This window comes from Comamonas sp. lk, from assembly GCF_900564145.1.
Classification (GTDB): Bacteria; Pseudomonadota; Gammaproteobacteria; order Burkholderiales; family Burkholderiaceae_C; genus Comamonas.
In genome coordinates this window covers 2037463-2059793 of the sequence record NZ_UOOB01000001.1, presented here as the reverse complement: position 1 = coordinate 2059793, position 22331 = coordinate 2037463, and the positions used below count along the sequence as shown (strand labels likewise).

Below are 22331 nucleotides of genomic sequence, written 5' to 3'. Positions count from 1 at the left end.
ATTCTTCATCCACAGACTTAAAACTCAAACCAATAAGATTTCAGTTTGTTATTACTCAAACATCTGAATCACCAACAAGGACCCCATTCATGGCACGTACCGTTCACTGCATCAAGCTCGGCGTTGACGCTGATGGCCTGGACTTTCCTCCCTATCCCGGTGAGTTGGGCAAGCGCATTTATGAAAGCGTGAGCAAGCAGGCCTGGGCCGACTGGCTCAAGCACCAGACCATGCTGGTCAATGAAAACCGCCTGAATCTGGCCGATGCACGCGCCCGCCAGTACCTGGCCCGCCAGATGGAGAACCATTTCTTCGGCGGCGGCGCCGATGCCGCCCAGGGCTACGTGCCGCCTACGGCCGCCTGATCAAGGTCTGGGCTCCCAGGCTGGCGTATCGCTCTAAACTAGAGCGACACACTCTCAAATAGATAGCTTGCTACGCTTTATTTGATTGGGTTTCAGCCTGATTCCGCCCAAATTTCCGCAAAAAAAGCCAAGTCCCTACAGTTCGCGCTGTAGGGGCTTGGCTTTTTGGCTTGGCAATTTCTGAAGAGTTAAAAAATTAAAGTGGCGCTCTGGCAAGCACTCAGCATCAACCCTCCAGTTTTTGGGCATGAAAAAGCGCCCCTGCAGGGCGCCAGATCGTGTTGAGGGCCATACCTCGCCTTCAGATCGCGAGGTGTGGCTTACTTGCGCTGCCCCTTGAGCAGCAACAGCAGCAAGACCACAGAGAACACGGCAAAGCAGACAAAGGACCAGTTGGCAATCGAGCCCCCCAGAAAGCTCCAGTCCACCGCTGCGCAGTCGCCCGAGCCGCGGAAGATCATGGGGACAGCGCGGCTGATGGAGTAGTTCTCGATCATGCCGTAGAAATCGCGGCCGCAGGTGGCGAACTCGGGCGGGTACCACTGCAACCAGCTTTGGCGGGCGGCGACAAAGGCACCAAAGCCGCTCATGAGCAAGGCCAGCAGGCCAAAGCTCATCCACCAGCCTTTTGAGCTTCTGGCGCTTGCCAGAGCCGTGAATACCGCAACAGCAATCAGCGCATAGCGCTGCACGATACACATGGGGCATGGCTCCAGGCCCACCACATGTTGCAGATACAGGCCAAAGGCCAGCATGGCCACACAGGTGGCGCTGACCAGGGCAAGGATGCGCCGGGGCGCGGTGGCAAACCATTCAAGCATGTCTACTTCTCTTTCGGCGTCATTTCAAGGAAATACCCAGTACAAAAAAGCAAAGGCTGCGGCATCTGCAAGAAGCCACAGCCTTTTCCATGCGAATGGAAGCTAGTGCATCCTCAAATACCGGCAGCCTCATCCAGGAACACCTTGGCTCGGCGCGGAGTGACCACCAGGGTCTCTCCTTCACGCAAGCCCATGTCCTTGAATTGCTGCGCAGGAATCTGGGCTTCAATCAGCCCATCGCTTCCCGCATTGTCGGTGTTTTGTGTGCCTTCGGAGGGAATAAGTTCCAGGCGCGCAATCGGTCCGACCACAATCGCCCGCGAGAGCTGGGCCACGATGCCGGTGGGTCGGCCCTGAGCGTCCAGGTTCTGGCCCGGGGAGTAGCGTTCCACCTCCAGATCATGCGGACGCACATAGGCAAAAGCGTGGCTGTTCTGCGCGCCTTGGGCATCCTTGCTATCGAGCTGCATGCCTTCTTCCAGATAGACGCGGCCATCGCTGGCGCGACCCTTGAAGAGGTTGACGTCACCCAGAAAACCGTAGACGAAAGGCGTGGCCGGGTTGTCCCAGACTTCCTGGGGCGTGCCTTCCTGCTCGATCTTGCCCTGGTTGATGACCACCACTCGATCGGCCACTTCCAGCGCTTCCTCCTGGTCATGGGTCACGAAGATGGAGGTCACGTGCAACTCGTCGTGCAGGCGGCGCAACCAGCGGCGCAGCTCCTTGCGTACCTTGGCATCCAGCGCGCCAAAAGGCTCGTCCAGCAGCAGCACTTTGGGCTCCACAGCCAGAGCGCGGGCCAGGGCAATACGTTGACGCTGGCCACCCGACAGTTGCGAGGGATAGCGGTCGGCAATCCAGTCGAGCTGAACCAGCTTCAACAGGCTCATGACCTTGTCGCGGATATAGGCCTCGCTGGGGCGCTCCTTGCGGGGCTTGACGCGCAGGCCAAAGGCCACGTTCTCAAACACCGTCATATGGCGAAACAGCGCGTAATGCTGAAACACAAAGCCCACGTTGCGGTCGCGCACATGCACATCGGTAGTGTCTTCACCGCTGAAATGGATGGTGCCCACATCGGCAGTTTCCAGGCCGGCAATGATGCGCAGCAGCGTGGTCTTGCCGCAGCCCGAGGGGCCTAGCAAGGCGATCAGCTCGCCAGATTTGATGTCCAGGCTCACATCGCGCAGCGCCTGAAAGTCGCCGAACTGCTTGCTGACGTTACGGATTTCGATACTCATGATGAAACTCTGCTTCAGATGCAGGCAGCTCAGGCTGCCTTGGCGGTATTGCTTGAAATGCTGCCGACCGGGCTGGGGCGCTCAGGAGGCGATTCTGCTGCGGCCTTGGCCTGCTGCTCGGCACGCCACTCGGCGATGGACTTGATGAACAGCGTCACCAGAGCCAGCAGTGCCAGCAGCGATGCCACCGCAAAAGCGGCTGCAGCCTGGTAGTCGGCATAAAGCACCTCCACATGCAACGGCATGGTGTTGGTCTGACCGCGAATATGGCCGGAGACCACGGATACGGCACCAAACTCGCCCATGGCACGGGCATTGCACAGAATCACGCCGTAGACCAGACCCCACTTGATGTTGGGCAGCGTCACCTTCCAGAAGGTCTGCCAGCCCGAAGCACCCAGCACGATCGCGGCCTGCTCTTCATCGCTGCCCTGCGCCTGCATCAGCGGGATCAGCTCCCGGGCAATGAAGGGGAAGGTCACGAAGATGGTGGCCAGCACGATGCCGGGCACGGCAAAGATGATCTGGATCTCGTGCTTGGCAAGCCAGGGGCCCAGCCAGCCGTTGGCACCAAACACCAGCACATACATCAGACCGGCCACCACCGGCGAGATGGAAAACGGCAGATCGATCAGCGTGGTCAGAAAAGCCTTGCCCTTGAACTCATACTTGGCAATACACCAGGCAGCTGCCACGCCGAACACCAGATTCAGCGGCACGGCAATCAAGGCCGTGATCAGCGTGAGCTTGATGGCAGACAGCGCATCGGGCTCGCCCAGGGCGCTGATATAGACGTCCCAGCCCTTGCGCAGCGCTTCGCCAAACACGGACAGCAGCGGCAGGATCAGGAACAGGCCCATGAAAACCAGGGCCACCGAGGTCAGTACCCAGCGCACCCAGCGCGGCTCGGTAGTGCTGATCTTTTCCAGTTTGGTGCTTTTCTTGGGCGCCGTGATCTTGTAGAGCGCCACCAAGAGCACCAGAGCTGCGATGACCCAGACCAGCAGCTCCGTCCAGATGGGCAGCAGGCCGGGGAAAAAGCCCACTAGCAATTCATGAATTTTTTGCATCAGCGGCCTCCCTGTGCCTTGCGCTGCCACGCTTGCAAGGCATTGATCAGCAGCAGCAATACAAACGAGATCAGCAGCATGACCACCGCCACGGCAGTAGCGCCGGCCAGATCGTGTTGATCGAGCTTGGCCATGATGATGAGCGGCGTGATTTCGGAAACCATGGGAATATTGCCCGCAATGAAGATGACCGAGCCGTACTCGCCCACGGCGCGTGCAAACGCCATGGCAAAGCCGGTGAGCAGTGCCGGACCGATATGCGGCAGGATCACTTTGTAGAAGATCTGCCAGCGCGAAGCGCCCAGGCTGGTTGCCGCTTCTTCCAGCTCTTTCTCGAAGTCCTCCAGCACCGGTTGCACCGTACGCACCACAAAAGGCAGGCCGATAAAAATCAGCGCAATGGCAATGCCCTTGGGGTTGTAAGCCATCTGAATGCCCAGCGACTCGAAGTACTGCCCAATCCAGCCGTTGCCGGCATACAGCGCCGAAAGCGAGATACCGGCCACGGCCGTAGGCAGGGCAAACGGCAGATCCACCAGTGCATCCACCACCTTCTTGCCGGGAAACTGGTAGCGCACCAGCACCCATGCAATCAGCATGCCGAACACCACGTTCACACAGGCCGCCACAAAGGACATGAAAAACGACAGCTTGTAAGAAGCCACCACGGCAGGCGATGCCACGGCGTTCCAGAACTGCCCCCAGGTCAGGGTGAAGCTGGCGGACAGCAAAGCCACCAGCGGAATGAGCACAATGATGCTCAGATAAAAAATCGTGTAGCCCAGCGTCAGCCCGAAACCGGGCAAAACGCGCTTGCTGCTGCGAGCCTTGCGGGGGCTCTCCTTAGCAAGCGTGGGACTGGTCGGGACAGCAGTCGACATAAACGTTCCGAGGCAGCCTTGTGGTGAGGAAAATAAAGAGATCAGAGAGCAAGAAAGCAGGCAAGAGAAACATCGGGGGCCAGCCCCCATGGCTCTCGCCTGCTTGTTGCACTCGAAGACGATTCAGCTGCGGGTCAGATGCAGCTCAGTTGGCAAGGCTTACTTGCCGGGGGTGTAGAGCTTGTCGAACTGGCCGCCGTCGTTGAAGTGCACTTTTTGTGCTTCAGTCAGAGAGCCGAAGTATTTGCCCACGGTGAACTGCTTGATGGGCTTGAACACATCGGCGTTCTTCTTGAGCACGGCTTCGGAGCGGGGACGCAGCGCATGCTTGGCCGCAATTTCCTGGGCTTCGTCGGAGTACAGCCATTGCAGGTAATCATGGGCCAGCTGGGTTGTGCCCTTCTTGCCTACGGTGCGCTCCACCACGGCCACGGGGTTTTCCGCCACGATGCTGACCGAGGGGTACACGGCATCGACCTTGCCCTGACCGAATTCACGGTCCACGGAGACCACTTCGGATTCAAAAGTGATCAGCACGTCGCCGATATTGCGCTGCAAGAAGATGCTGGTCGCATCGCGACCGCCCTTGCCCAGCACGGGCACGTTCTTGTAGAGTTTTTGTACAAAGTCGGCGGCTTGCGCATCGGTGCCGCCTTTTTCACGCACCGAGCCCCAGGCCGCCAGATAGGCGTAACGGCCGTTGCCACCGGTCTTGGGGTTGACCACAACCACCTTCACATCGGGGCGAATCAGGTCGGACCAGTCCTTGATGTTCTTGGGATTGCCGTTGCGCACCAGAAACAGCATGGTGGAGGTGGTGGGCGATGCATCGTGAGGGAACTTCTTGTTCCAGTCCTTGGCGACCACGCCGTTCTGGGCCAGGAAATCCACATCGGTGGTCGTGTTGAAAGTCACCACATCGGCAGCCAGACCGTCGTTGACTGCACGTGCCTGGGCGCTGGAGCCGCCATGCGACTGATCCACCTTGATATCGACGCCCTTGGTCTTCTTGTAGTGGGCGATAAAGGCCGCGTTGTAGTCCTTGTAGAACTCACGCGCCACGTCGTAGGAGACGTTGAGCAGCTGCGTCTGGGCCGATGCGGCACCGGCTGCTGCCAGTGCGATGGATGCCAACAAAGTCTTGAGCTTCACGGAATGCATGGTTCGCTGCCTTTTCTTGTGCCATGTGTTTGGAGATGTACACATTGTGCGAACAGCTGCTTAAAACTCAAAAGAATATATTTTTCTTTGTTTTGTTGATTTCGATATAAAGAAACTCAGAGCAGGATTTCATTCTTGCAGCACCAGACGCCAGTCAGTCATCGGAATCACCAGGGAACGGCACCAAAACGTATACAGGAATAGCGCTTTTAGCTATAAAAAAAGCAGCTACTGCTGCTTTTGATTGATGTCCATCAGGCCGGCACTGCAGGCCGTTCGGAACTCGTTCCCGCCACTGGGCGCCCTGTACTTTTGCCGGCCGCCGACCAGGAACTGCTTTGCTGCAGCGATTGCAGCAAGGCCAGCCCCAGCGGCCAGTCGCCCAAACCTGATTCCACATTGATGTGCCCGGCGTTCTGCAAACGCACCAGCTCGCTGCCCCAGGCACGCGCATAAGCACCGGCTCGGCGTATGGGGCAATACGGATCGTTGCTGCTGGCCACCAGCACGCTGCGGTAAGGCAAAGGCGCATAAGGCACGGGAGCGAAATCTGCCAATTGGGCGCGTCGCTCGGGATCGGCCGGTGCCACCAGCAAAGCACCTTGCACACGGGCCGCTGCCTCCTCGCCCATATGGACTGTGGTGATGCAGCCCAGGCTGTGGGCCACGATCACGACGGGTTTGTCCGACTCCAGCACGACTTTCTCCAGCGTGCTGACCCAGGCATCGCGGTGCGGCACCAGCCAATCGTCCTGAACCACGCGCTGAGCGCCTGGCAATTGCTCCGCCCACAGGCTTTGCCAGTGACCCGGGCCTGAGTTGCGCCAACCTGGCACGATAACGATCTGATAAGGGGATTCCACGGTGCCTCCTGCGAGTGCATTGCCTGCAAGAGCCGCATTGTGGTGAGGCCGACCGCCAAACCCAACGAATGTTTTGTTCTTACTTTATGGGTAGAAGCTAATACCGTAAGCAAAGCCTGGCGTCGAGACTCCCTTTTCCCCGTTCAGGGCTGGGCCAGGCTGTTGCGTCCCGGCATGGTTTCAGCCAGGAAATCCAGGAAATGCCTGACCGCAGGCGCCAACCCGCGCCTTGACGGAAACACGGCATGAACAATGCCCGGCGGCGGCGCCCAGTCGGGCATCAGCTGCACCAACTGCCCGGCGGCCACTTCTTCCTGACACATATAGTCAGGCAGCCAGCACATGCCGCTGCCGGCCAGGGCGGCAAATTTCAGGGTCAGCAAATCATCCACCACATAGCGCGGTTGCAACTGCAGCCGGTGCTCCTTGCCTTCGGGGCCCAGCAGCAACAGGCTGTAGTGACCATCAACGGCCGACATGGCCATGCTGTCCAGCAATTGCAAATCTTCCAGTTGGGTGGGCGTGCCCTGACGCTCAAGCAAATCGGGGCTGGCAACCAGCACCTGACGCGAGGTATCCAGGCGCTTGACCACCATGGAGCCGCTGTCTTCCAGACTGGCGCGTACGCGTAAAGCCACGTCCACGCCGTCTTCAACCAGATTGACCGGTCGGTTGGTCACCTGCATCTCCACCTGCACCAAAGGGCAGCGCTTGAGGAAGTCCGGCATCAACTCGCCCAGCACCGTCTGGGCCAGGGTTACCGGGCAGGTCACCCGAATGGCGCCACGCGGCTCGGTCTGCACTTCAGCCACCGCGTCGGAGGCGGCCAATGCCGCATCGCGCATGGCTTGACAATGACGCAGATAAGTTTCCCCCACCTGAGTGAGCGACAACTTTCGCGTAGTGCGCTGCAGCAGGCGAACGCCCAGATGCTCCTCCAGCTCGGCCACACGACGCGAGAGCCGGGATTTGGGGATGCCCAGTGCCCGCCCTGCAGCGGCAAAGCCACCCCGCTCCACCACTTCGACGAAATACAGCATGTCATTGAGATCAACCATGCACACCTGCCTTTGATTTTCTGGGATCAATTACTTCGATATTCAGGACAATCTATCGCATATTTGACGACTTATCGCGCAATCTCAATAAATTCATAATCTATCCATCGAATCACTGGTTTCGGTAGGCGAGTTATTGCAATGCAGCAACACTCAGCCGCCTGAGGCCTGCTACATCCACCTCAATCGGACTGAATTACCTATGCGTATCCTGCACATCGACTCCTCCATCACCGGCGCCAACTCCGTCTCCCGCGAACTCACGGCCGCCGTGGTTGAAAACCTCAAGCAAGCCAACCCCGAAGCCCAGGTCGACTACCTGGATCTGGCAGTAAACGCCCCTTCGCACCTGAGCCCCGTCTCCATCGGCTTTCGCACCGGCCAACAAGCTTCCACCGAAGCCGAACGCCAGGAGAACGCCATCTCTGAAGCCTTGGTCAGCCAGTTCCTGGCCGCTGATGTGATCGTGATGGGCGCGCCCTTCTACAACTTCACCATTCCTTCGCAGCTCAAGGCCTGGTTTGACCGCGTGGCCCAGGCCGGCCGCACCTTCCAGTACACCGCCACCGGCCCTCAGGGTCTGGCCGGCGGCAAAAAGGTCATCGTGGCCTCCACCCGTGGCGGCATGTACTCCACCTCGGAAATCGGCCAGGCCCTGGAACACCAGGAAAGCTATGTCAAGGTGATGTTCAACTTCATGGGCGTGACCGATGTCAGCTATGTGCGCGCTGAAGGCATTGGCATGGGCCCTGAAGCCCGCGCCAAGGCCCTGGAAGCCGCCCACGCCAGCATCGACGCCCTGGTGACCGTGGCCGCCTGATAACCGACTCATCACGGCTAACAGGTCAGCCAAGCCGGCAGCGCCCAGAGCCTGCCGGCTTTTTGACGTCAATCAAACAAGTGGTCAGGCAGGGCTAAGCAGCTCTGTTCTGGCCCTTGCACCCCGCGTTTTTTGATACGCTGAAAACATACCGAATATCTCGCCAATTTTGCGCAGATAGCCGCTGAGCCAGCCAGCAGCGATGGTGCGTTTATCTGAGCCTCTGCCCCATGTCCTCCGCCCCCATTCCCCGCATTACCAGCAAGCACAGCCGCTCCGACGAAAACATCGTCATCACGGTGCTGGGCGTTTTTCTTCTGCTGACACTGGTTCTGGGCACGGGCGGTTACCAGTACTGGAAGTACGTGCAGGAGCGCGAGCAAAAGCAGTCCGATCAGCAGGCGCTACGCCGCTACAACGACTATTTGAGCACCCAAGAGGCGGCCGAGCCAAAGACACAGCCCCCCGCAGCCACACCGGCTGCACCAGTCCAGTCCAGCGTGACGCAAAAGCTGCTCGAGCATCCCGGCGTTACGCCCGGCCCCGGCTTTAACGCACCCGGTGTTCAAGCCACAGGCGTAACCATCATCGACGCCATTGACCAGGCTCAGGCTGCCGGAAAAACATCCAAGCCTTGAGTAGACAAGGCGGGTTTCATACCAATTCAATAGCTGACTGCACTTGACTGGCAAGGTCTGAAAGCACTTTTCCTCTCATATCAGCCAGCGATTGATGCCTGGCGGTGCGCGACCGGCAGACACACAGGCGATTCGTAGCGCACTCCACACAGTGCCCGTTACAAATTTTCCGAGAATATTTTCGGTGCCAAGCCACCTACTCTCTGAACCGATTCGCCGCTTATCCCGCACTCGCACGGCCACCAAAGCGCTAGATCACCCCGCGCAGCGCGGCCGCCCTAGCCCAACGCCGCGCATCGCACTGCCAAAACACTGCTTCTACGGCAACTTCCACACATGCAAGTCGCAAATTTGCAAGACGATAGGCAAACATAGAGCCTATTCAAAGCAAACTCTCGCAAGAGAGCGCTACAGCCAGCCAAGTGACGTTTAAAGACCGCATATGCACGCCATCCCAACCATCACCAGTCAATGCGACCGGTGAGGAAAATTCTTGCGTGTAATTCACACAAGAAGAAGCCGAGTTGCGAGACGTTGAAAACAAATGGACGGCGCTAGAATCCGCCGCATTCGGTCTCGGTCGCGAAGCTGCTTTGGCAAATTCAGGGCTGTGGTCAGTTGCCCGCTTCAATCTTTGTGTTTGCCGTCATGGATAGTCTCTCAAGTCCTGGTTTCGCCGCCCCCCCGCCCATGCCCGCGCCTGCAGGAATCCGTGCCGCACCGGGTCTTGCGGGCATGCGCCTGGTCAATGTCTCGCTCAAGCGCGGCATGACCCAGGTGTTTGAAGGACTGAACCTCACTCTGCTGGAGCAGCGCATAGGGCTGATCGGCGATAACGGGGCCGGCAAAAGCAGTCTGTTTCGCCTGCTGTGCGGGCTGGATCAGGCCCACGGCGGCCAGGTGCTGATTGACGAGGCCGAGCTGCATGCCGCCCGGGCCAAGCAGCCGGGGATGGTGGGCATGATGTTCCAGAACCCGGACGACCAGATCATCTTCCCCACGGTAGAAGAAGAGCTGGCCCTGAGCCTGCGCCCCCAGGGCCTGGGTAAGAAAGAAGCCAAGGCCCAGGCCCGCACCCTGCTGGAACGCCGGGGCTTGGCCCATTGGGCCGAGCGCGCCGTGAGCAGCCTGAGCCAGGGCCAGCGCCAGCAGGTGTGCTGGCTGTCGCTGCTGATCGCATCGCCCCGGGTGCTGCTGCTGGACGAGCCTTTTGCCAGCCTTGACCTACCCGGGCAGGCGCGGCTGGCGCAGGACATCGCGGCAGCGCCTCAGCAAATCATCATTTCCACCCATGTGCTCGACCATGTGCGCGACTTCGAACGCGTGATCTGGCTCGACCAAGGCCAGTTGCGCGGCGACGGCCCGGGCCGGGAGGTCTGCGCCGCCTATGAGGCCGATGTCGCCAACAGACTGCAAACGCCGCTGCAGACAGCAGCACAGGTGCCCCATGGGTAGTCTCTATAGCGAACAGCTGACCTGGCTGCACCGCTGGACGGCAGGCAGCAAATTGCTGCTGCTGGCCGTGCTGGGCACGTTGCTGTTTCTCATCCCCAATCCCTGGGTGCTGGCTGCTGCCACGGTGGGCTGCGCCCTGCTGTGGCTCTCCCTGGGTGAGGCCACAGGCATTGCCGGCCGCCTGCTGCGAACGGTGATTGTCACCTCGCTGCTGGTGGCGGGTTTTCACGTCTTCATGCAGAACTACACGCTGGCGGCAGTCAGCTCGCTGCGGCTGGTGTCAGCCTCCATCCTGGGCATTGCGCTGACGGTCACCACCCGCCCCAGCGATCTGGTGGAGGTGCTGGAGCGCCTGCTCAAGCCATTTGCACCGCTGGGTGTTTCACCCGAGCGAGTGGCCTTGCAGCTGGCATTGATGCTGCGCTTTACCGAGCATTTTTTTGTGCAATGGAAGAAGCTGGACGATGCCCATCGTCTGCGTACCGGCAAGCCCGGCGGCCTGGCGCTGATCGCGCCGCTGACCATTCACATGCTGCAGGCCAGCAAGCGCGTGGCCGACGCCATCTGGGCACGGCTGGGACAGTAAGACAATTCAAGCATTCGAGGCACGACATGACATCCACCACCTCTTCTCTCTCGCGCAGCGGTGCGCGCTCCATGGCCCAGGTTTCGCTGTTTGCCGCCCTCATGGCCGTGATGGGACTGATCCCCAAGATTGATTTGCCGCTGGGCGTGCCCATCACCATTCAGTCGCTAGGTGTCATGCTGGCCGGCGTCATGCTGGGTCCCTGGCGCGGCCTGCAGTCCATGCTTCTGTTTCTGGCGGCCGTGGCCGTAGGCCTGCCCCTGCTCTCGGGCGGGCGCGGCGGCATAGGCGTGTTTCTGGCGCCATCCACCGGCTATCTGCTCGGTTATGCGCTGGCGGCCTGCATCACGGGCGCCGTCATGTATGCGCTGCAAAAAAGCCCGCAGCTGTCGCCGCGCCGCACCGCTATTCACGCTTTTGTGGCAGCGCTGATCGGCGGCCTGATTTTCGAGCACCTGTTTGGCATGCTGGGCCTGATGGCCATGGCCAAGCTGAGCCTGGCCCAGGCCTTCAAGGCCACGCTGCTGTTTGTGCCCGGCGACTTCCTCAAATGCATTCTGTGTGCCGTGATCGTGCACACGGTGGCACGCGGCATGCCCGACTGGCGCTTTGGTGGCCGCCATGACTGACGCGGCGCCAGAAATGCACCCGCTGGCCCAGCCCCTGCAGGGCTTTTGGACGCTGGTGCACGGCCCGATCGCCCATTGGGCAGAGCAACGCCCCCATACGCTGGCACTGCACACCGAAACCCATAGCTACACCTTTGCCCAGCTGCATGCCGAGGTGGAACGCCGCGCCGGCAACCTGATCGCGCAGCAGGCACCGGCCATGGTGCTGCTGGATGCCAACCAGAGCACGCTGGAGCGCGTGGTGGGCTTTCTGGCCATCATTCGCAGCGGCCGCTGCGCCGCCGTGGCCGATCCCGACTGGCCCGCTGCCGTGCGCCAACGCATCGAAAGCTGGCTGCCCACCACGCCTTGCAGCATCAGCCAGGCCTCGGCCACCAGCCCGTTTTATGCCGGCTTTACCTCGGGCAGCACCGGTCTGCCCAAAGGCTTTGTGCGCCATCACCGCTCCTGGACCGAGAGCTTTCGCGTCAGCCTGCAGGATTTTGGCGCCGTGGCCGGGCTACGCACGCTGGCCCCGGGGCGTATCTCGCACTCGCTGTTTCTGTTTGCCGCCGTGCAGGCGCTGTGGAACGGCAGCGGTGCCGTGCTGCAGGAAAAATTCTCTGCCGCGCGCGGCCTTGCCACGCTGGCTCTGGGCGAGACGCCTTGTCTGGTTGCCGTGCCCAGCCAGTTGCTGCTGATGCTGCAATGGGCGGCGCACCGCCAGCTGCCGCCTATTGCCGCAGTGAAGCTCATCACCATCAGCGGCGCGCGCTGGATGCGCTCTCACACGGCCGCCCTGCGCCGGCTCTTCCCCCAGGCGCGCATCATCGAGTTTTATGGTGCCTCAGAAGCCAGCTTCATCACCTGGCTGGATGCCGACGAGCCTTGCTCGCCCCAGGCCGTGGGCCGGCCCTTCAGCAATGTGGAGCTGGACATCCGCCCTCTCTCGGCCCACAGCGCCGATCTAGACAGTGCCTGCGTGTCCAATCCATCCTTGGACGGACTGATCTATGTGCGCAGCCCCATGCTGTTCATGGACTATATGGGCGACGCCCAGGACCGCACCGGCGTGCTGCGCGACGGGCCCTGGCTTTCGGTACGCGATATAGGCCATATCGACGAGCGCGGCATGCTGTGCCTGGCCGGGCGACAAAGCCGCATGATCGTGACCCAGGGCAAAAACCTGTTTCCCGAAGAAGTGGAAAACCTGCTGCAAAGCCATCCGCAGATTGCCCATGCCTCGCTGCACGGGCAAAACGATGCGCTGCGCGGCATGCAGGTGCACGCCGTCATTCAGTGGCATGAGACGGGCGAGGCACGGCCCAGCGCTCTGGAGCTGGGCCAGTGGCTGCGCGAGCGCATGGAGGCCTTCAAGGCGCCACGCCACTGGTGGATTGCCGGCGACTGGCCGCTAACAGCCAGCGGCAAGACCGACCACGCAGGCCTGGGCCAGGCGCTTGTCGCCCAGCAGGCCGGGCAAAGCACCAGCCTGGAGCTGACGCCATGGCAGGCCTAGGTTTGGACTCGGGCCTTCACTCTCCCCTGCGCTCCCTGCCCATACTTGCCTGGGCGCGCAGCCCGGTCGCTCCGCTGGGTGGCGCGCTGTCTTCGCTATCGATCCATGAGCTTGCAGCGCCCGTGCTGCTTGGGCTGCTGGCTCAAATCGGCCTCAAACCCGATGCCGTGGACGCCGTGGTGCTGGGCAATGCCCTGGGCGCGGGCGGCAATCCGGCGCGCATGCTGGCGCTGGCCGCCGGCCTGCCCGACCGCTGCGCCGCCCACAGCGTGGATACCCAGTGCTGCTCCGGGCTGGACGCCATCGCCCTGGCCGCAGGCCTGCTGCAATCGGGCCAGGCCGAGGTGGTGATTGCCGGCGGCGCCGAAGCCTGGAGCCGCGCCCCCATTCGCCAGACTCGGCCCCGCCATGCAGGCGAAACACCCCAAAGCTATGAGCGCCCCCCGTTCGCACCCGATGCCGCGCGAGACCCGGACATGCTGCAGTCCGCAGCCGATTACGCCCTGGCCCAGGGCTTTGGCCGCGGCGCCCAGGAAGCCTATGCGGTGCAAAGCCACGCACGGGCGCTGCAGACCCAGGCACAGCTGAGCCAGGAAATCATTCCCGTAGCCGGTCTGGCGCATGACGCCTATCCCCGCGCCTTGCGCACCGAGCGAGCCGCACGTATGCCCATGGTCGCCATGGGCAGCGGCCAAACGGCCGGTCAGAACCCGCGCGACTTTGCGCTCAGCGCCCTCACCATTGCCGCCAAGGCCGACGGCGCGGCCCTGGTGCTGATGGCCACGCACCAGGCCTGCCAACGCTTGAAGTTGGCGCCCCCCGCCCACTGGCTGGCCAGCGCCAGCGTGGGCGGCCCGCCCGAAACCCCGCTGCTCTCGGCTGCTGCCGCCACCCGCAAGCTGCTGGAGCGCGCGGCGCTGTCCGTCGCTGATATTTCTGCCATTGAGTTGCACGATGCTTTTGCCGTGCAGGCCCTGGCGTTCTGCCAGGAGCTGGGCCTGCCGCTGGCCAGCCTCAACCCCATGGGCAGCGGCCTGGCGCGCGGCCATCCGATTGCCGCCTCGGGCGCCATTGCACTGGTGCGTACCCTGGCCCAGTTGCAGCACTTGCAAAAACCATCACAGGCCAGAGAGCCGTCATCTGCGCCACTCCTGGGACTGGCCGCCATTGCCGGTGCAGGCGGCATTGGCGCAGCCTGTCTGGTGCAAGCAGTCACCAGAAACTCTTAAATTGATAGCTGATACCGCATGACTGATATGCACCACACGGCGATTTCATCTGAAACAGCAGCTGAAAGCCCCGCTCTGGCCTTGATGCTGCAGCGCCGCTCCATTCGCGCCTATCAAGCCGATGCCGTGCCCGCGCAGCTGCTGCACACCTTGCTGACCACGGCCCGCCAGGCGCCCAGCGGCGGCAATCTGCAACCCGGGCGCTTCATCGCCGTCAGCGGCGCCCTGCGCCAGCAGCTGTCTGAGGCGCTGCTGGCCGACTATGAAGCCAAGGTCCCCGAGTGCGAGGACTATGCCTACTTTCCCCGCCCCATGCCCATGCAGCTCAAACGGCGGCAAGCCGCATCGGCCCAGGCCTTGTACAACGCCCTGGGCGTGGGCCGCGACGACCGTGCCGGGCGCGATGCGCAATTTGCGCGCAACTACCGTTTTTTTGATGCGCCCGTAGCCCTGGTGGTGACGATAGATTCGCACTTTGGTCACGGCGGCTATATGGATCTGGGCATGGCCCTGTACGGCCTGCAGCTGGCCGCAGCCGCCCACGGCCTGGGCAGTTGCGCCATCGGCGCCCTGGCCTCCTATCCCGCCACCGTGCGCCGCGTGCTGGGCCTGGCCGAGACGCAGCACATCGTCTGCGGCATGGCCTTGGGCTGGGCCGATCCCAATGCCCCTGTCAACCAGACACAAACCACGCGCGCGCCGCTGGCGGAGTATTTCACCGAGCTGAGCTGACTCCAAAAATCAGAGCTGCTTGCGCATTTTTTTCATGGGTTTTAAGGTATTTCCTACCCACAACCCAATCCAGGCCTGCGCAAGCAGCTATACAAGTTACAGAGACCGGTCATCGAAAACTGCGGCAGTGCATGGAACATTGCCTGATGCGCAGGGACTGGGACGAACCGACTCCGCGCAGACGGCAGCATGGTTCTTAGGCAATGTCGTCGTCAGCGACCACCACCCCATCCCTGTCTGCCGCAATAAAAGCGCCCGGACGCATGAGGTTTCCAGCCATGCTCAGCGTCACGCCAATCTCTCCCAACCCGGAACGCCCTGCGCGCAGTGGGGTATGACCCAGGGCAAAAATGGCAATTCCAAGGCTGGCCAGAACTTGCACGTCACGTACGGCGCCATGGATGATCAGACCTGCCCACCCATTTTCCAGCGCCATGCGTGCCATGTTGTCACCAAGTACGGCAACACGAAGAGAGCCACCAGCATCCACCACCAACACGCGCCCCTCGCCCGGACCGGCAAGAGTCGTGCGAATCAGCGCAGCATCCTCATAGGTGCGCAGCGTCTGTATACGGCCGGAAGCAGCATGACGACCGCCATATGACTGCCAATTCGCTCGGCATACCCGAGCCGCTAGCCCCAGGCGGTCACAAAGATCTGAGGTCTTGACTTGCATATTTACTCAATTCAGCGTGGCCCCTGACAGCTTCACCAATTTCTGATGCTTGGCCAGTTCGGATTGGAAAAAGGCAGGCGCTTCATTCGGGCCTTTCTCGACAATCATCAAGCCTTGTCCAGCGATTGCCGCTTGAGCCTCTGGCGAGGTCATGGCCGATTTGACGGCTGCGGCATAGCTGTCGACGAGGGCTTTGCCAAGCCCGGCGGGGCCGATCAATGCAATCCAGGCATCGAAGCTGTATGCCGGCACACCGGCTTCGGCCATCGTGGGCACGTCAGGAAGAGCGCTTGACCGGACCGCAGTAGAGACGGCAAGCGCGCGCAATGTTCCGGCCTTCAGTTGTGGAACGACCTGAGATACCGAAACAAAACCCAGCTGCACCTGACCGCCGACCAGATCCGTAATGAGTGGACCCGTGCCGCGGTAAGGCACATGCTTCATGTCGATGCCGGTCTCGGCGATCATCAACTCGCCAGCCAGGTGCAGCGTGCTGCCATTGCCCGCCGATCCATAGTTCAGCGCGCCAGGATGGGCTTTGGCGTATGCCAGCAACTCCTGCAGATTTCTGACGGGAAGTTTGGCATTGACGACCAGCACCAGCGGCACCGTCACCAGAACGGCGATGGGTGTAATGTCCTTGAGACTGTCGTAAGGAATGGATTTGAAGATTCCTGGATTGATGACATGGTTCGATGAAATCATGCCCAGCGTGAGGCCGTCCTTGGGCGCCTTGACGACTTGTGTCGTGCCGGGAATGCCTCCGGCCCCCACCACATTCTCGACCACGATGGGATGGCCGGTCGCCCGCCCCAGGCCAGGCCCCAATGCACGCGCCACGGCATCCACCGTGGAGCCTGCCGTGAGCGGGACCACCAGGCGGATGGGCTTGCCGGAAGCCAGCAGTTGCGCGCTTGCCGGCTGTGACGCAAAGGCCAGAGTGGCCATCAACAGTGGAAAAAACTTGCGTTTGCTAGGGGCGAATTTCATCGTTGTCTCCTTTTTCTTGCTATCAGTTGGGAAAGCGCTGCTTTAGCTCTTCAAACGACATGAGCTCGCCCGCTATCGCGCTGGCCGCGACCGTTGGCGGACTCGCGAGCCAGACACTGCCCGGCCCTCCTCGACCCGGAAAATTGCGATTGATGGCGCTGACCGTGACCTGATCGGAACGAATGGAGCCGCCGGGGCCGCAGTTGCCGCAAGCGCCGCAGGAGGGCTGAAGCATCCGCGCGCCGACGCGCTCAAAGGCATCGATGTATCCGGCCGCCACACAATGGTCACGAACCGCAGTGGTGCCGAATTGAAGAAAAAGCTCTACACCACTTGCCACGCGCAAGCCGCGATCAGCAGCCCATCGCAACACCTCGTGGTAATGCTCGAAGTCCTCCCGCTTTCCGGCCGTACATGAGCCGCCATACGCAATGTCTATGCGCACCTTCTGCCCCAGCGACCTCAGCGCACGGCCGTTGCCGGGATCTCCCGGGGAGGCCACCATGGCGGGCACCGTCGAACAGTCAATACCAATGGTTTGCGCATAGCTTGCGTCCGGGTCGCTGCACATCCAGTCCTCGACCACAAACTGCACGCCACGCCGCTCTCGCAGAAATCGCTCGGTCTCCCCATCGGGCGCAACAATCCCGGTGAACCCTCCAAGCTCGGCCGTCATATTGGTCAGAGTGGCGCGCTCATCGGTGCTCATCTGTTCGATCACCGCCCCGGTGAACTCAAAGACCTTTCCAACGCCGCCACCCGCGCGGATTTGCGGCTGGGCCAGCAGATGCAGCACAACATCCTTGGCCGTCACCCCAGGAGCCAGCTTTCCCTCGAGAACAATGCGCAGACTCTGCGGAACCGTCAGCCGCACCGCCCCCGTGACGAAGGCGTTCGCCATATCGGTTGTGCCTATGCCGAACGCAACACAACCGAGTGCTCCGCTATGCGGAGTGTGGGAGTCCGTTCCCACGACCAGTTGCCCTGGCAGCGCATAACGTTCGGCCATCATGGCGTGTGAAATACCCGCAACGTTGCTGCCGTCGTCTTCCCTGGCCTCCAGCTCAGTCAGCGTGCGGTGCGTGGTCAGACGGTACTCGCCGGCAAAGTCGCGCTGTGCCCGGACCATGCGGTGAACGTTTGAAACCAGGCCAGCTCTGACATGGGCCGGGCTTTCTTGCACATAGGAAGTGTGGTCCTCGAAGACGAGAATGGACTGGGGATCGTTGAGACTGAGCGGCCTGCCAAAGGCAGCATGCAGCATGTGCGCCGCCATGCCGGTGTAGTACTCGTGAATGAAGCGCCAGTCGGCCTGCACGAAGGCACCGTCACCAGGCGCAGGATCTGCCGATGTCACTTCCGTAGTCAGCGCATGTCTGGCCACGATCTTCTCGAACAGGGTGCGCGGCCTTGTGCTGGTGATTTCACCCGATGCAGAAATCCGGCCCAGATGCGCCCGGCCAAAGGACAGCAGACCACCTTGCCTGAGAATCGCTGCCGCAAGCGCGTCCCGCCCTGCTACAAGCTCTTCCCAGCGGATATCCTCTCCTGCTTCAATTCGGGCAATCAAGCTGAAATCCGTGGAGGTGATGAGTCCGATGTTGTCCGCGTTCTGCCGGTAGATGCGCTCGAAACTCTCGGCAATCACCAGCTGAACACCGGCAAGCTTTTCCGCAGCGGGGCTGTGCTCTCTGGAAGAGCCTTTGCCGTAACGTCTTCCCGCAACGACGACCTGAATTCCACTGCCACGCATCGCATCGACGGCAATCGGAAATTCGCCCCCGGCTTTGAACCCCGAGTAGGGATAGCGCCCTAGCTCGTCATCAAAGTTCGTGAGAATTGCGATCGGAGTGATCTCGTCCGTGGACACATCGTCGCGCAGAGGCCCTGCGTCGGCCAGTCGGACCTGCTGACCAACAACTACCTTTTTCACCATGGCTGGGCATTGGCTAAGGTAGAGGATGCGAGGCGAAAAACGGACGCTGGAAGGTAATGGGGTTTGCATGCCGCATCATCAAGCGCAGCGGCATTGCCGGGTAGCGCTAAGGCAGCACGGGGGATAGCGCAAGAATCGGCACCCGGACTTACCCGGAAAGCACGTCCATCAAGGCCTGGGTCGAACGAAGCTGGGGCTGACGTCGCAAGGCATAAAGACGCAGCTCCCGATGCGCCCACGGGTCTGCCAATGGCCGTCGTATAAAGCCAGCCGTTCCTGCATAGGCCGCTGCGGCACTTTGGGGAATCACGGCAATGCCAAGGCCCGCCTCCACCATCCGGCATACGGCGTCAAAACTGCTCAAGGACACCTCGGGCGTGAAACGCATCTGCGCAGCCTCAGCACGCTCGTGCAGCAAGCGATCCAAAGATCCGCCCTGGTGCACTCCTATGAGAGGGAATTCGAGCGCCCTGGAAAAATCAACGGTCTCGGACTCAGACAGAGAGTGTCCTCTCGGAATGACCACCTGCAATGGATCGGTGGCGAAATACCAGGAGTCCACACCGGACGGGACGGCAACGGCCACACCCACACCCAGGTCGGCGCGGTCATCAAGACATGCTCTTAGGACTTCGCGCGTGTCAGCCTCATGCAGCGAGATCCGTACATGCGGAAAGCGAGCTTTGAACAGCGACAGTTTTTCAGGCAGAAAGCCAATGACCGCCGACATATTGGCATAAAGGCGAACCGTCCCTCTTACCTCTTCGCCATGCCCTTGAACCTCCCGAACCAGCCCCTGCAACTCATTGTCTATCTGCAGACCACGTTCGAAAACGATGCGTCCCGCATCGGTCAATGTGACCCCCCGCGGCGAGCGCACCAACAAAGGCGTCCCAAAGGAGTGTTCCAGATCGGCCAGCCGACGACTCAGTGCCGACGAGGCTATATGCTCCAGCTCCGCAGCTCTTGCAATGGAGCCTGCATGGGCAACAGCGACAAACAGTCGCAAGCTATAGGCATCCAGGCGCCTGGGTGGAGCAGGAAATGCATTCATCGCGGCATCGATGACATGAGCGCTGAAGGAGCGCGCCGGCTCCTGATCAACCGCTGGCAAAGAGGCACACCGGGAAGCTTCATTTTGAAAAGCTGCGAAGAAATTGGCATGACCGGTGTTTTGTGGCTTGCTCCACGGTAATCAACGGCACGCCTTGGAGAGGCAGCTTTGGCATGCACTCGAACACCGTGGAAATTAAGTAAAACGGATACGAGGGCGAGCATAGCAGCAACAAAGCCGTCATCAACCCGCATGCAGGACTTGCGCCCTGGGCGGTGAATTCCGAGCTTCTCGGATAGAGCAGAAACCGGTAATCGACGCCGCATTGCTCCGTCGATGCTTTGGCAAGCACTTGGCTCAACACCTTGGTTGCGGCGTGACGGCGCTTTTGCGAACTGCGCCATGGGGCGGCGCATTCCATACTTTGTTTGCCGCCGCTTGAGGCTTCAAGGCAGTACAGCGCCGCAGCCATGCCGCCCCCAAAGAGGGAGGCGGCAAAACCACTAGGCACCTTGGCGCTTAAAACGCCGGGAACACCGAGCCCTTGAATTCCTTGTCGATGAACTGGCGCACTTCTTCCGATTGGTAGGACTTGATCAGCGCAGGCACCCAGGGCTTTTGCTTGTCGGCGTCGCGCACCACCAGAATGTTCACATAGGGGTTCTTGGCCGATTCCAGCGCAATCGCATCGCTCTTGGGGTTCAGGCCCGCCGCAATCGCAAAATTGGTGTTGACGGTGGACGCATCCAGGTCATCCAGAGAGCGCGGCAGTTGGGCAGCATCAAGCTCCACAAACTTGAGCTTCTTGGGGTTGGAGACCACATCCAGCGGCGTGGCCTTGAGGCCCGCGTTGTCCTTGAGCTTGATCAGGCCTTGCGATTGCAACAGCAGCAGGGCTCGGCCGCCATTGGTGGGATCGTTGGGCAGGCCGAACTTGGCTCCGTTGGGCAGGTCGGCAAGCTTCTTGATCTTCTTGGAGTAGATACCGATGGGGAAATTCACCGTATCGGCCACCCAACCGATCTTGTAACCACGGTCTTTAACCTGTGCATCCAGATAGGGGCGGTGCTGGTAGCTGTTGGCATCCAGATCACCAGCGGACAGTGCGGCATTGGGCTGCACATAATCACCAAACTCGACGATCTTGAGATTCAGACTGTTCTTGGCCGCCACTTTCTTGACCACTTCCATGATCTGAGCGTGGGGGCCTGCCGTTACACCGATCTTGAGGGTCTGGTCGTTGGCGTGAGCAGAAAAGCCCAGGGTGGCAGCAGCGGCCAGGGCCAGGGTGCTACGCAAAAGTGCGCGCTTGGTCAGCATGAGTATTCCTTGGGGCAAAAAAGCGATGTCTTACACTTTACCGTCTGCCGCCGGGCTTTGAGTGCTCAGGCTTAGACAGATTGCTCACTTGCTAACTACAGAGTGGCAAATGCTCGCCAGCGTGCGGCCGAGCCATGAAAAAAGCCCGCCAGCTTTGCAGCTGCGGGCTTGAATGACTGTTTGATTGGCGCTTAGAGATCCGACAGGCTGGGTGCAGCCATCACTTGCTGCGCCACCACGTCGAGCACGGCATGCGCCTCCTCCTGGCGATCGATCCAGACCTTGGGGGTGATGCTGCCGCGCAAGGCAATGGCATCGCCTTCGGCAAGACTGCGCAGCACGGCGCAAGGCGCTGCATCAAAAGCCACAATATTCACAGGAATAGAAGAACCATCGCCAGCGTTGGCGCGCATGCGGGCCACCATATAGGGGCGGCGGTTGCGGTCCACGCGGCTTTCAGGAATACCGGTCAGTCGGCCGGTGATCAAACCATCCATCATTTGCTTTATCTATCTAGAAAAAATAGTGGCCGCCCGCGGTTGCGAGCGGCCTGTCAAAAAAATTTGAATTTGTATTTTAGGGGCAGCCGCTTTCAGCCTGCTGGCCGCCCGGTTAACTTTTCGTAATGTTCCGTGTGTCGATCAGCGATGGCTGAGGCGGCGCACGGCCCAGTCGCCCAGGCTTTGAATGATCTGCACAAAAAAGATCAGGATGATGACCACCACCAGCATCACATCGGGCAAGAAGCGCTGATAGCCGTAGCGAATGCCCAGGTCGCCCAGACCACCGCCGCCAATGGCACCGGCCATGGCCGAATAGCCTGTCAGGCTGACAAAGCTGATGGTCAGGCCGGCCACGATGCCGGGCAAGGCCTCGGGCAGCAAAACCTTCCAGACGATCTGCGCCGTCGACGCGCCCATGGACTGAGCGGCTTCCACCAGACCGTTATCCACTTCGCGCAGCGCGGTTTCAACCAGGCGGGCCACAAACGGCGCAGCCGCAATGGTCAGCGGAACCACCGCCGCCCAGGTGCCGATGGAGGAGCCGGTGATCAAACGCGTCAGCGGGATGATGGCCACCAGCAAGATGATGAAAGGCGTGGAGCGCAGCGCGTTCACGATCCAGCCCACCAGTTTGTTGGCCGGGCCGTTTTGCAAGATGCCGCCGTGATCCGTCAGGCGCAGAAACACGCCCAGGGGAATGCCGATCAGACCGCCGATCAGGCCCGAAATGCCGACCATGATGACGGTCTCCCACAGGGAGTCCACCAGCAGCTGCAGCATCATTTCCGAAAAATTCTCAAACATG

At 60.8% G+C, this 22331-nt stretch carries 24 protein-coding genes; 9 read left to right on the top strand and 15 right to left on the bottom strand.

From position 1 onward, the window contains the following. The first annotated feature begins 89 nt into the window (after window positions 1-89). Window positions 90-365 (top strand): oxidative damage protection protein, encoded by a 276-nt coding sequence (locus EAO39_RS09515; RefSeq protein ID WP_120967173.1) that lies wholly within the window; start codon window positions 90-92, stop codon window positions 363-365. A gap of 320 nt (window positions 366-685) precedes the next feature. Here the strand turns inward: EAO39_RS09515 and EAO39_RS09510 are convergent, their stop codons facing one another. The 7 genes from EAO39_RS09510 to EAO39_RS09480 form a co-directional block, all read right to left on the bottom strand. Then, a complete protein-coding gene (locus EAO39_RS09510; protein WP_120967172.1) occupies window positions 686-1186 on the bottom strand; it encodes a disulfide bond formation protein B in 501 nt (166 codons plus the stop codon). 113 nt (window positions 1187-1299) lie between these two features. After that, window positions 1300-2427 carry a sulfate ABC transporter ATP-binding protein gene (locus EAO39_RS09505; RefSeq protein WP_120967171.1) on the bottom strand — a complete coding sequence of 376 codons (1128 nt, stop codon included), beginning with the start codon at window positions 2425-2427 and terminating at the stop codon, window positions 1300-1302. A gap of 29 nt (window positions 2428-2456) precedes the next feature. Continuing rightward, the gene (gene cysW / locus EAO39_RS09500) at window positions 2457-3497 is read right to left on the bottom strand and encodes a sulfate ABC transporter permease subunit CysW (RefSeq protein ID WP_240466936.1); all 1041 of its coding nucleotides are present in this window, start codon (window positions 3495-3497) and stop codon (window positions 2457-2459) included. Continuing rightward, window positions 3497-4378 (bottom strand): sulfate ABC transporter permease subunit CysT, encoded by an 882-nt coding sequence (cysT, locus tag EAO39_RS09495; RefSeq protein WP_120967170.1) that lies wholly within the window; start codon window positions 4376-4378, stop codon window positions 3497-3499. The genes cysW and cysT overlap by 1 nt, the downstream gene beginning before the upstream one ends. A 159-nt stretch (window positions 4379-4537) precedes the next feature. Continuing rightward, complete coding sequence (locus EAO39_RS09490; protein ID WP_120967169.1) at window positions 4538-5539, bottom strand: sulfate ABC transporter substrate-binding protein; 1002 nt, start codon at window positions 5537-5539, stop codon at window positions 4538-4540. Window positions 5540-5793: 254 nt separating this feature from the next. Continuing rightward, window positions 5794-6402, bottom strand: coding sequence for an alpha/beta hydrolase (locus EAO39_RS09485; RefSeq protein ID WP_120967168.1), 609 nt, complete (start codon window positions 6400-6402; stop codon window positions 5794-5796). Window positions 6403-6545: 143 nt separating this feature from the next. Continuing rightward, entirely contained in the window at window positions 6546-7460 is a 915-nt protein-coding gene (locus EAO39_RS09480) for a LysR family transcriptional regulator (RefSeq protein ID WP_120967167.1), read from the bottom strand. A gap of 202 nt (window positions 7461-7662) precedes the next feature. Between EAO39_RS09480 and EAO39_RS09475 the strand changes: the two genes are divergently transcribed. From EAO39_RS09475 to EAO39_RS09440, 8 genes are all read left to right on the top strand, one after another. After that, entirely contained in the window at window positions 7663-8280 is a 618-nt protein-coding gene (locus EAO39_RS09475) for an NAD(P)H-dependent oxidoreductase (RefSeq protein WP_120967166.1), read from the top strand. Between the two features lie 230 nt (window positions 8281-8510). After that, window positions 8511-8918: a hypothetical protein gene (locus EAO39_RS09470; RefSeq protein WP_120967165.1), complete on the top strand. Its 408-nt coding sequence runs from the start codon at window positions 8511-8513 to the stop codon at window positions 8916-8918. Between the two features lie 690 nt (window positions 8919-9608). Beyond that, entirely contained in the window at window positions 9609-10373 is a 765-nt protein-coding gene (locus tag EAO39_RS09465) for an ABC transporter ATP-binding protein (protein WP_120967164.1), read from the top strand. Then, window positions 10366-10959: an energy-coupling factor transporter transmembrane protein EcfT gene (locus EAO39_RS09460; protein WP_120967163.1), complete on the top strand. Its 594-nt coding sequence runs from the start codon at window positions 10366-10368 to the stop codon at window positions 10957-10959. Before EAO39_RS09465 ends, EAO39_RS09460 begins: the two co-directional genes overlap by 8 nt. A gap of 26 nt (window positions 10960-10985) precedes the next feature. Next, complete coding sequence (locus tag EAO39_RS09455; RefSeq protein ID WP_120967162.1) at window positions 10986-11588, top strand: biotin transporter BioY; 603 nt, start codon at window positions 10986-10988, stop codon at window positions 11586-11588. Between the two features lie 13 nt (window positions 11589-11601). Then, on the top strand, window positions 11602-13086 hold the full coding sequence (locus EAO39_RS09450; RefSeq protein WP_120970879.1) for an AMP-binding protein: 1485 nt from the start codon (window positions 11602-11604) through the stop codon (window positions 13084-13086). Next, the gene (locus EAO39_RS09445) at window positions 13074-14315 is read left to right on the top strand and encodes a thiolase family protein (RefSeq protein WP_120967161.1); all 1242 of its coding nucleotides are present in this window, start codon (window positions 13074-13076) and stop codon (window positions 14313-14315) included. The genes EAO39_RS09450 and EAO39_RS09445 overlap by 13 nt, the downstream gene beginning before the upstream one ends. Window positions 14316-14333: 18 nt before the next feature. After that, window positions 14334-15047: a nitroreductase gene (locus EAO39_RS09440; protein ID WP_120967160.1), complete on the top strand. Its 714-nt coding sequence runs from the start codon at window positions 14334-14336 to the stop codon at window positions 15045-15047. Between the two features lie 196 nt (window positions 15048-15243). On the opposite strand, the gene rraA is transcribed toward EAO39_RS09440, so the two are convergent. From rraA to EAO39_RS09405, 8 genes are all read right to left on the bottom strand, one after another. Then, window positions 15244-15723 carry a ribonuclease E activity regulator RraA gene (gene rraA, locus EAO39_RS09435; RefSeq protein ID WP_120967159.1) on the bottom strand — a complete coding sequence of 160 codons (480 nt, stop codon included), beginning with the start codon at window positions 15721-15723 and terminating at the stop codon, window positions 15244-15246. 6 nt (window positions 15724-15729) lie between these two features. Continuing rightward, window positions 15730-16671 carry a tripartite tricarboxylate transporter substrate binding protein gene (locus EAO39_RS09430; RefSeq protein ID WP_240467085.1) on the bottom strand — a complete coding sequence of 314 codons (942 nt, stop codon included), beginning with the start codon at window positions 16669-16671 and terminating at the stop codon, window positions 15730-15732. A gap of 64 nt (window positions 16672-16735) precedes the next feature. Further along, on the bottom strand, window positions 16736-18718 hold the full coding sequence (locus EAO39_RS09425) for an aconitase family protein (protein ID WP_120967157.1): 1983 nt from the start codon (window positions 18716-18718) through the stop codon (window positions 16736-16738). Between the two features lie 79 nt (window positions 18719-18797). After that, on the bottom strand, window positions 18798-19703 hold the full coding sequence (locus EAO39_RS09420; protein ID WP_120970877.1) for a LysR substrate-binding domain-containing protein: 906 nt from the start codon (window positions 19701-19703) through the stop codon (window positions 18798-18800). 79 nt (window positions 19704-19782) lie between these two features. After that, window positions 19783-20175, bottom strand: a complete 393-nt coding sequence (locus tag EAO39_RS22515) for a hypothetical protein (protein WP_162989517.1) — start codon at window positions 20173-20175, stop codon at window positions 19783-19785. A 47-nt stretch (window positions 20176-20222) separates the two neighbouring features. Next, window positions 20223-21023 (bottom strand): MetQ/NlpA family ABC transporter substrate-binding protein, encoded by an 801-nt coding sequence (locus tag EAO39_RS09415; protein ID WP_120967156.1) that lies wholly within the window; start codon window positions 21021-21023, stop codon window positions 20223-20225. 191 nt (window positions 21024-21214) lie between these two features. Further along, window positions 21215-21523, bottom strand: coding sequence for a single-stranded DNA-binding protein (locus EAO39_RS09410; protein ID WP_120967155.1), 309 nt, complete (start codon window positions 21521-21523; stop codon window positions 21215-21217). Between the two features lie 141 nt (window positions 21524-21664). Further along, the gene (locus EAO39_RS09405; RefSeq protein ID WP_120967154.1) at window positions 21665-22330 is read right to left on the bottom strand and encodes a methionine ABC transporter permease; all 666 of its coding nucleotides are present in this window, start codon (window positions 22328-22330) and stop codon (window positions 21665-21667) included. Window position 22331: the final 1 nt, after the last annotated feature.

Coding starts and splice junctions, on each gene's coding strand:
- EAO39_RS09505 (WP_120967171.1), bottom strand. CDS start 2,427: ATGAGTATCGAAATCCGTAACGTCAGCAAGCAGTTCGGCGACTTTCAG.
- EAO39_RS22515 (WP_162989517.1), bottom strand. CDS start 20,175: ATGGCTGCGGCGCTGTACTGCCTTGAAGCCTCAAGCGGCGGCAAACAA.
- EAO39_RS09425 (WP_120967157.1), bottom strand. CDS start 18,718: ATGCAAACCCCATTACCTTCCAGCGTCCGTTTTTCGCCTCGCATCCTC.
- EAO39_RS09465 (WP_120967164.1), top strand. CDS start 9,609: ATGCCCGCGCCTGCAGGAATCCGTGCCGCACCGGGTCTTGCGGGCATG.
- EAO39_RS09405 (WP_120967154.1), bottom strand. CDS start 22,330: ATGTTTGAGAATTTTTCGGAAATGATGCTGCAGCTGCTGGTGGACTCC.
- EAO39_RS09455 (WP_120967162.1), top strand. CDS start 10,986: ATGACATCCACCACCTCTTCTCTCTCGCGCAGCGGTGCGCGCTCCATG.
- rraA (WP_120967159.1), bottom strand. CDS start 15,723: ATGCAAGTCAAGACCTCAGATCTTTGTGACCGCCTGGGGCTAGCGGCT.
- EAO39_RS09490 (WP_120967169.1), bottom strand. CDS start 5,539: ATGCATTCCGTGAAGCTCAAGACTTTGTTGGCATCCATCGCACTGGCA.
- EAO39_RS09430 (WP_240467085.1), bottom strand. CDS start 16,671: ATGGCCACTCTGGCCTTTGCGTCACAGCCGGCAAGCGCGCAACTGCTG.
- EAO39_RS09450 (WP_120970879.1), top strand. CDS start 11,602: ATGCACCCGCTGGCCCAGCCCCTGCAGGGCTTTTGGACGCTGGTGCAC.
- EAO39_RS09515 (WP_120967173.1), top strand. CDS start 90: ATGGCACGTACCGTTCACTGCATCAAGCTCGGCGTTGACGCTGATGGC.
- EAO39_RS09440 (WP_120967160.1), top strand. CDS start 14,334: ATGACTGATATGCACCACACGGCGATTTCATCTGAAACAGCAGCTGAA.
- EAO39_RS09480 (WP_120967167.1), bottom strand. CDS start 7,460: ATGGTTGATCTCAATGACATGCTGTATTTCGTCGAAGTGGTGGAGCGG.
- EAO39_RS09460 (WP_120967163.1), top strand. CDS start 10,366: ATGGGTAGTCTCTATAGCGAACAGCTGACCTGGCTGCACCGCTGGACG.
- EAO39_RS09415 (WP_120967156.1), bottom strand. CDS start 21,023: ATGCTGACCAAGCGCGCACTTTTGCGTAGCACCCTGGCCCTGGCCGCT.
- cysT (WP_120967170.1), bottom strand. CDS start 4,378: ATGTCGACTGCTGTCCCGACCAGTCCCACGCTTGCTAAGGAGAGCCCC.
- EAO39_RS09420 (WP_120970877.1), bottom strand. CDS start 19,703: ATGAATGCATTTCCTGCTCCACCCAGGCGCCTGGATGCCTATAGCTTG.
- EAO39_RS09445 (WP_120967161.1), top strand. CDS start 13,074: ATGGCAGGCCTAGGTTTGGACTCGGGCCTTCACTCTCCCCTGCGCTCC.
- EAO39_RS09470 (WP_120967165.1), top strand. CDS start 8,511: ATGTCCTCCGCCCCCATTCCCCGCATTACCAGCAAGCACAGCCGCTCC.
- EAO39_RS09510 (WP_120967172.1), bottom strand. CDS start 1,186: ATGCTTGAATGGTTTGCCACCGCGCCCCGGCGCATCCTTGCCCTGGTC.
- cysW (WP_240466936.1), bottom strand. CDS start 3,497: ATGCAAAAAATTCATGAATTGCTAGTGGGCTTTTTCCCCGGCCTGCTG.
- EAO39_RS09410 (WP_120967155.1), bottom strand. CDS start 21,523: ATGATGGATGGTTTGATCACCGGCCGACTGACCGGTATTCCTGAAAGC.
- EAO39_RS09475 (WP_120967166.1), top strand. CDS start 7,663: ATGCGTATCCTGCACATCGACTCCTCCATCACCGGCGCCAACTCCGTC.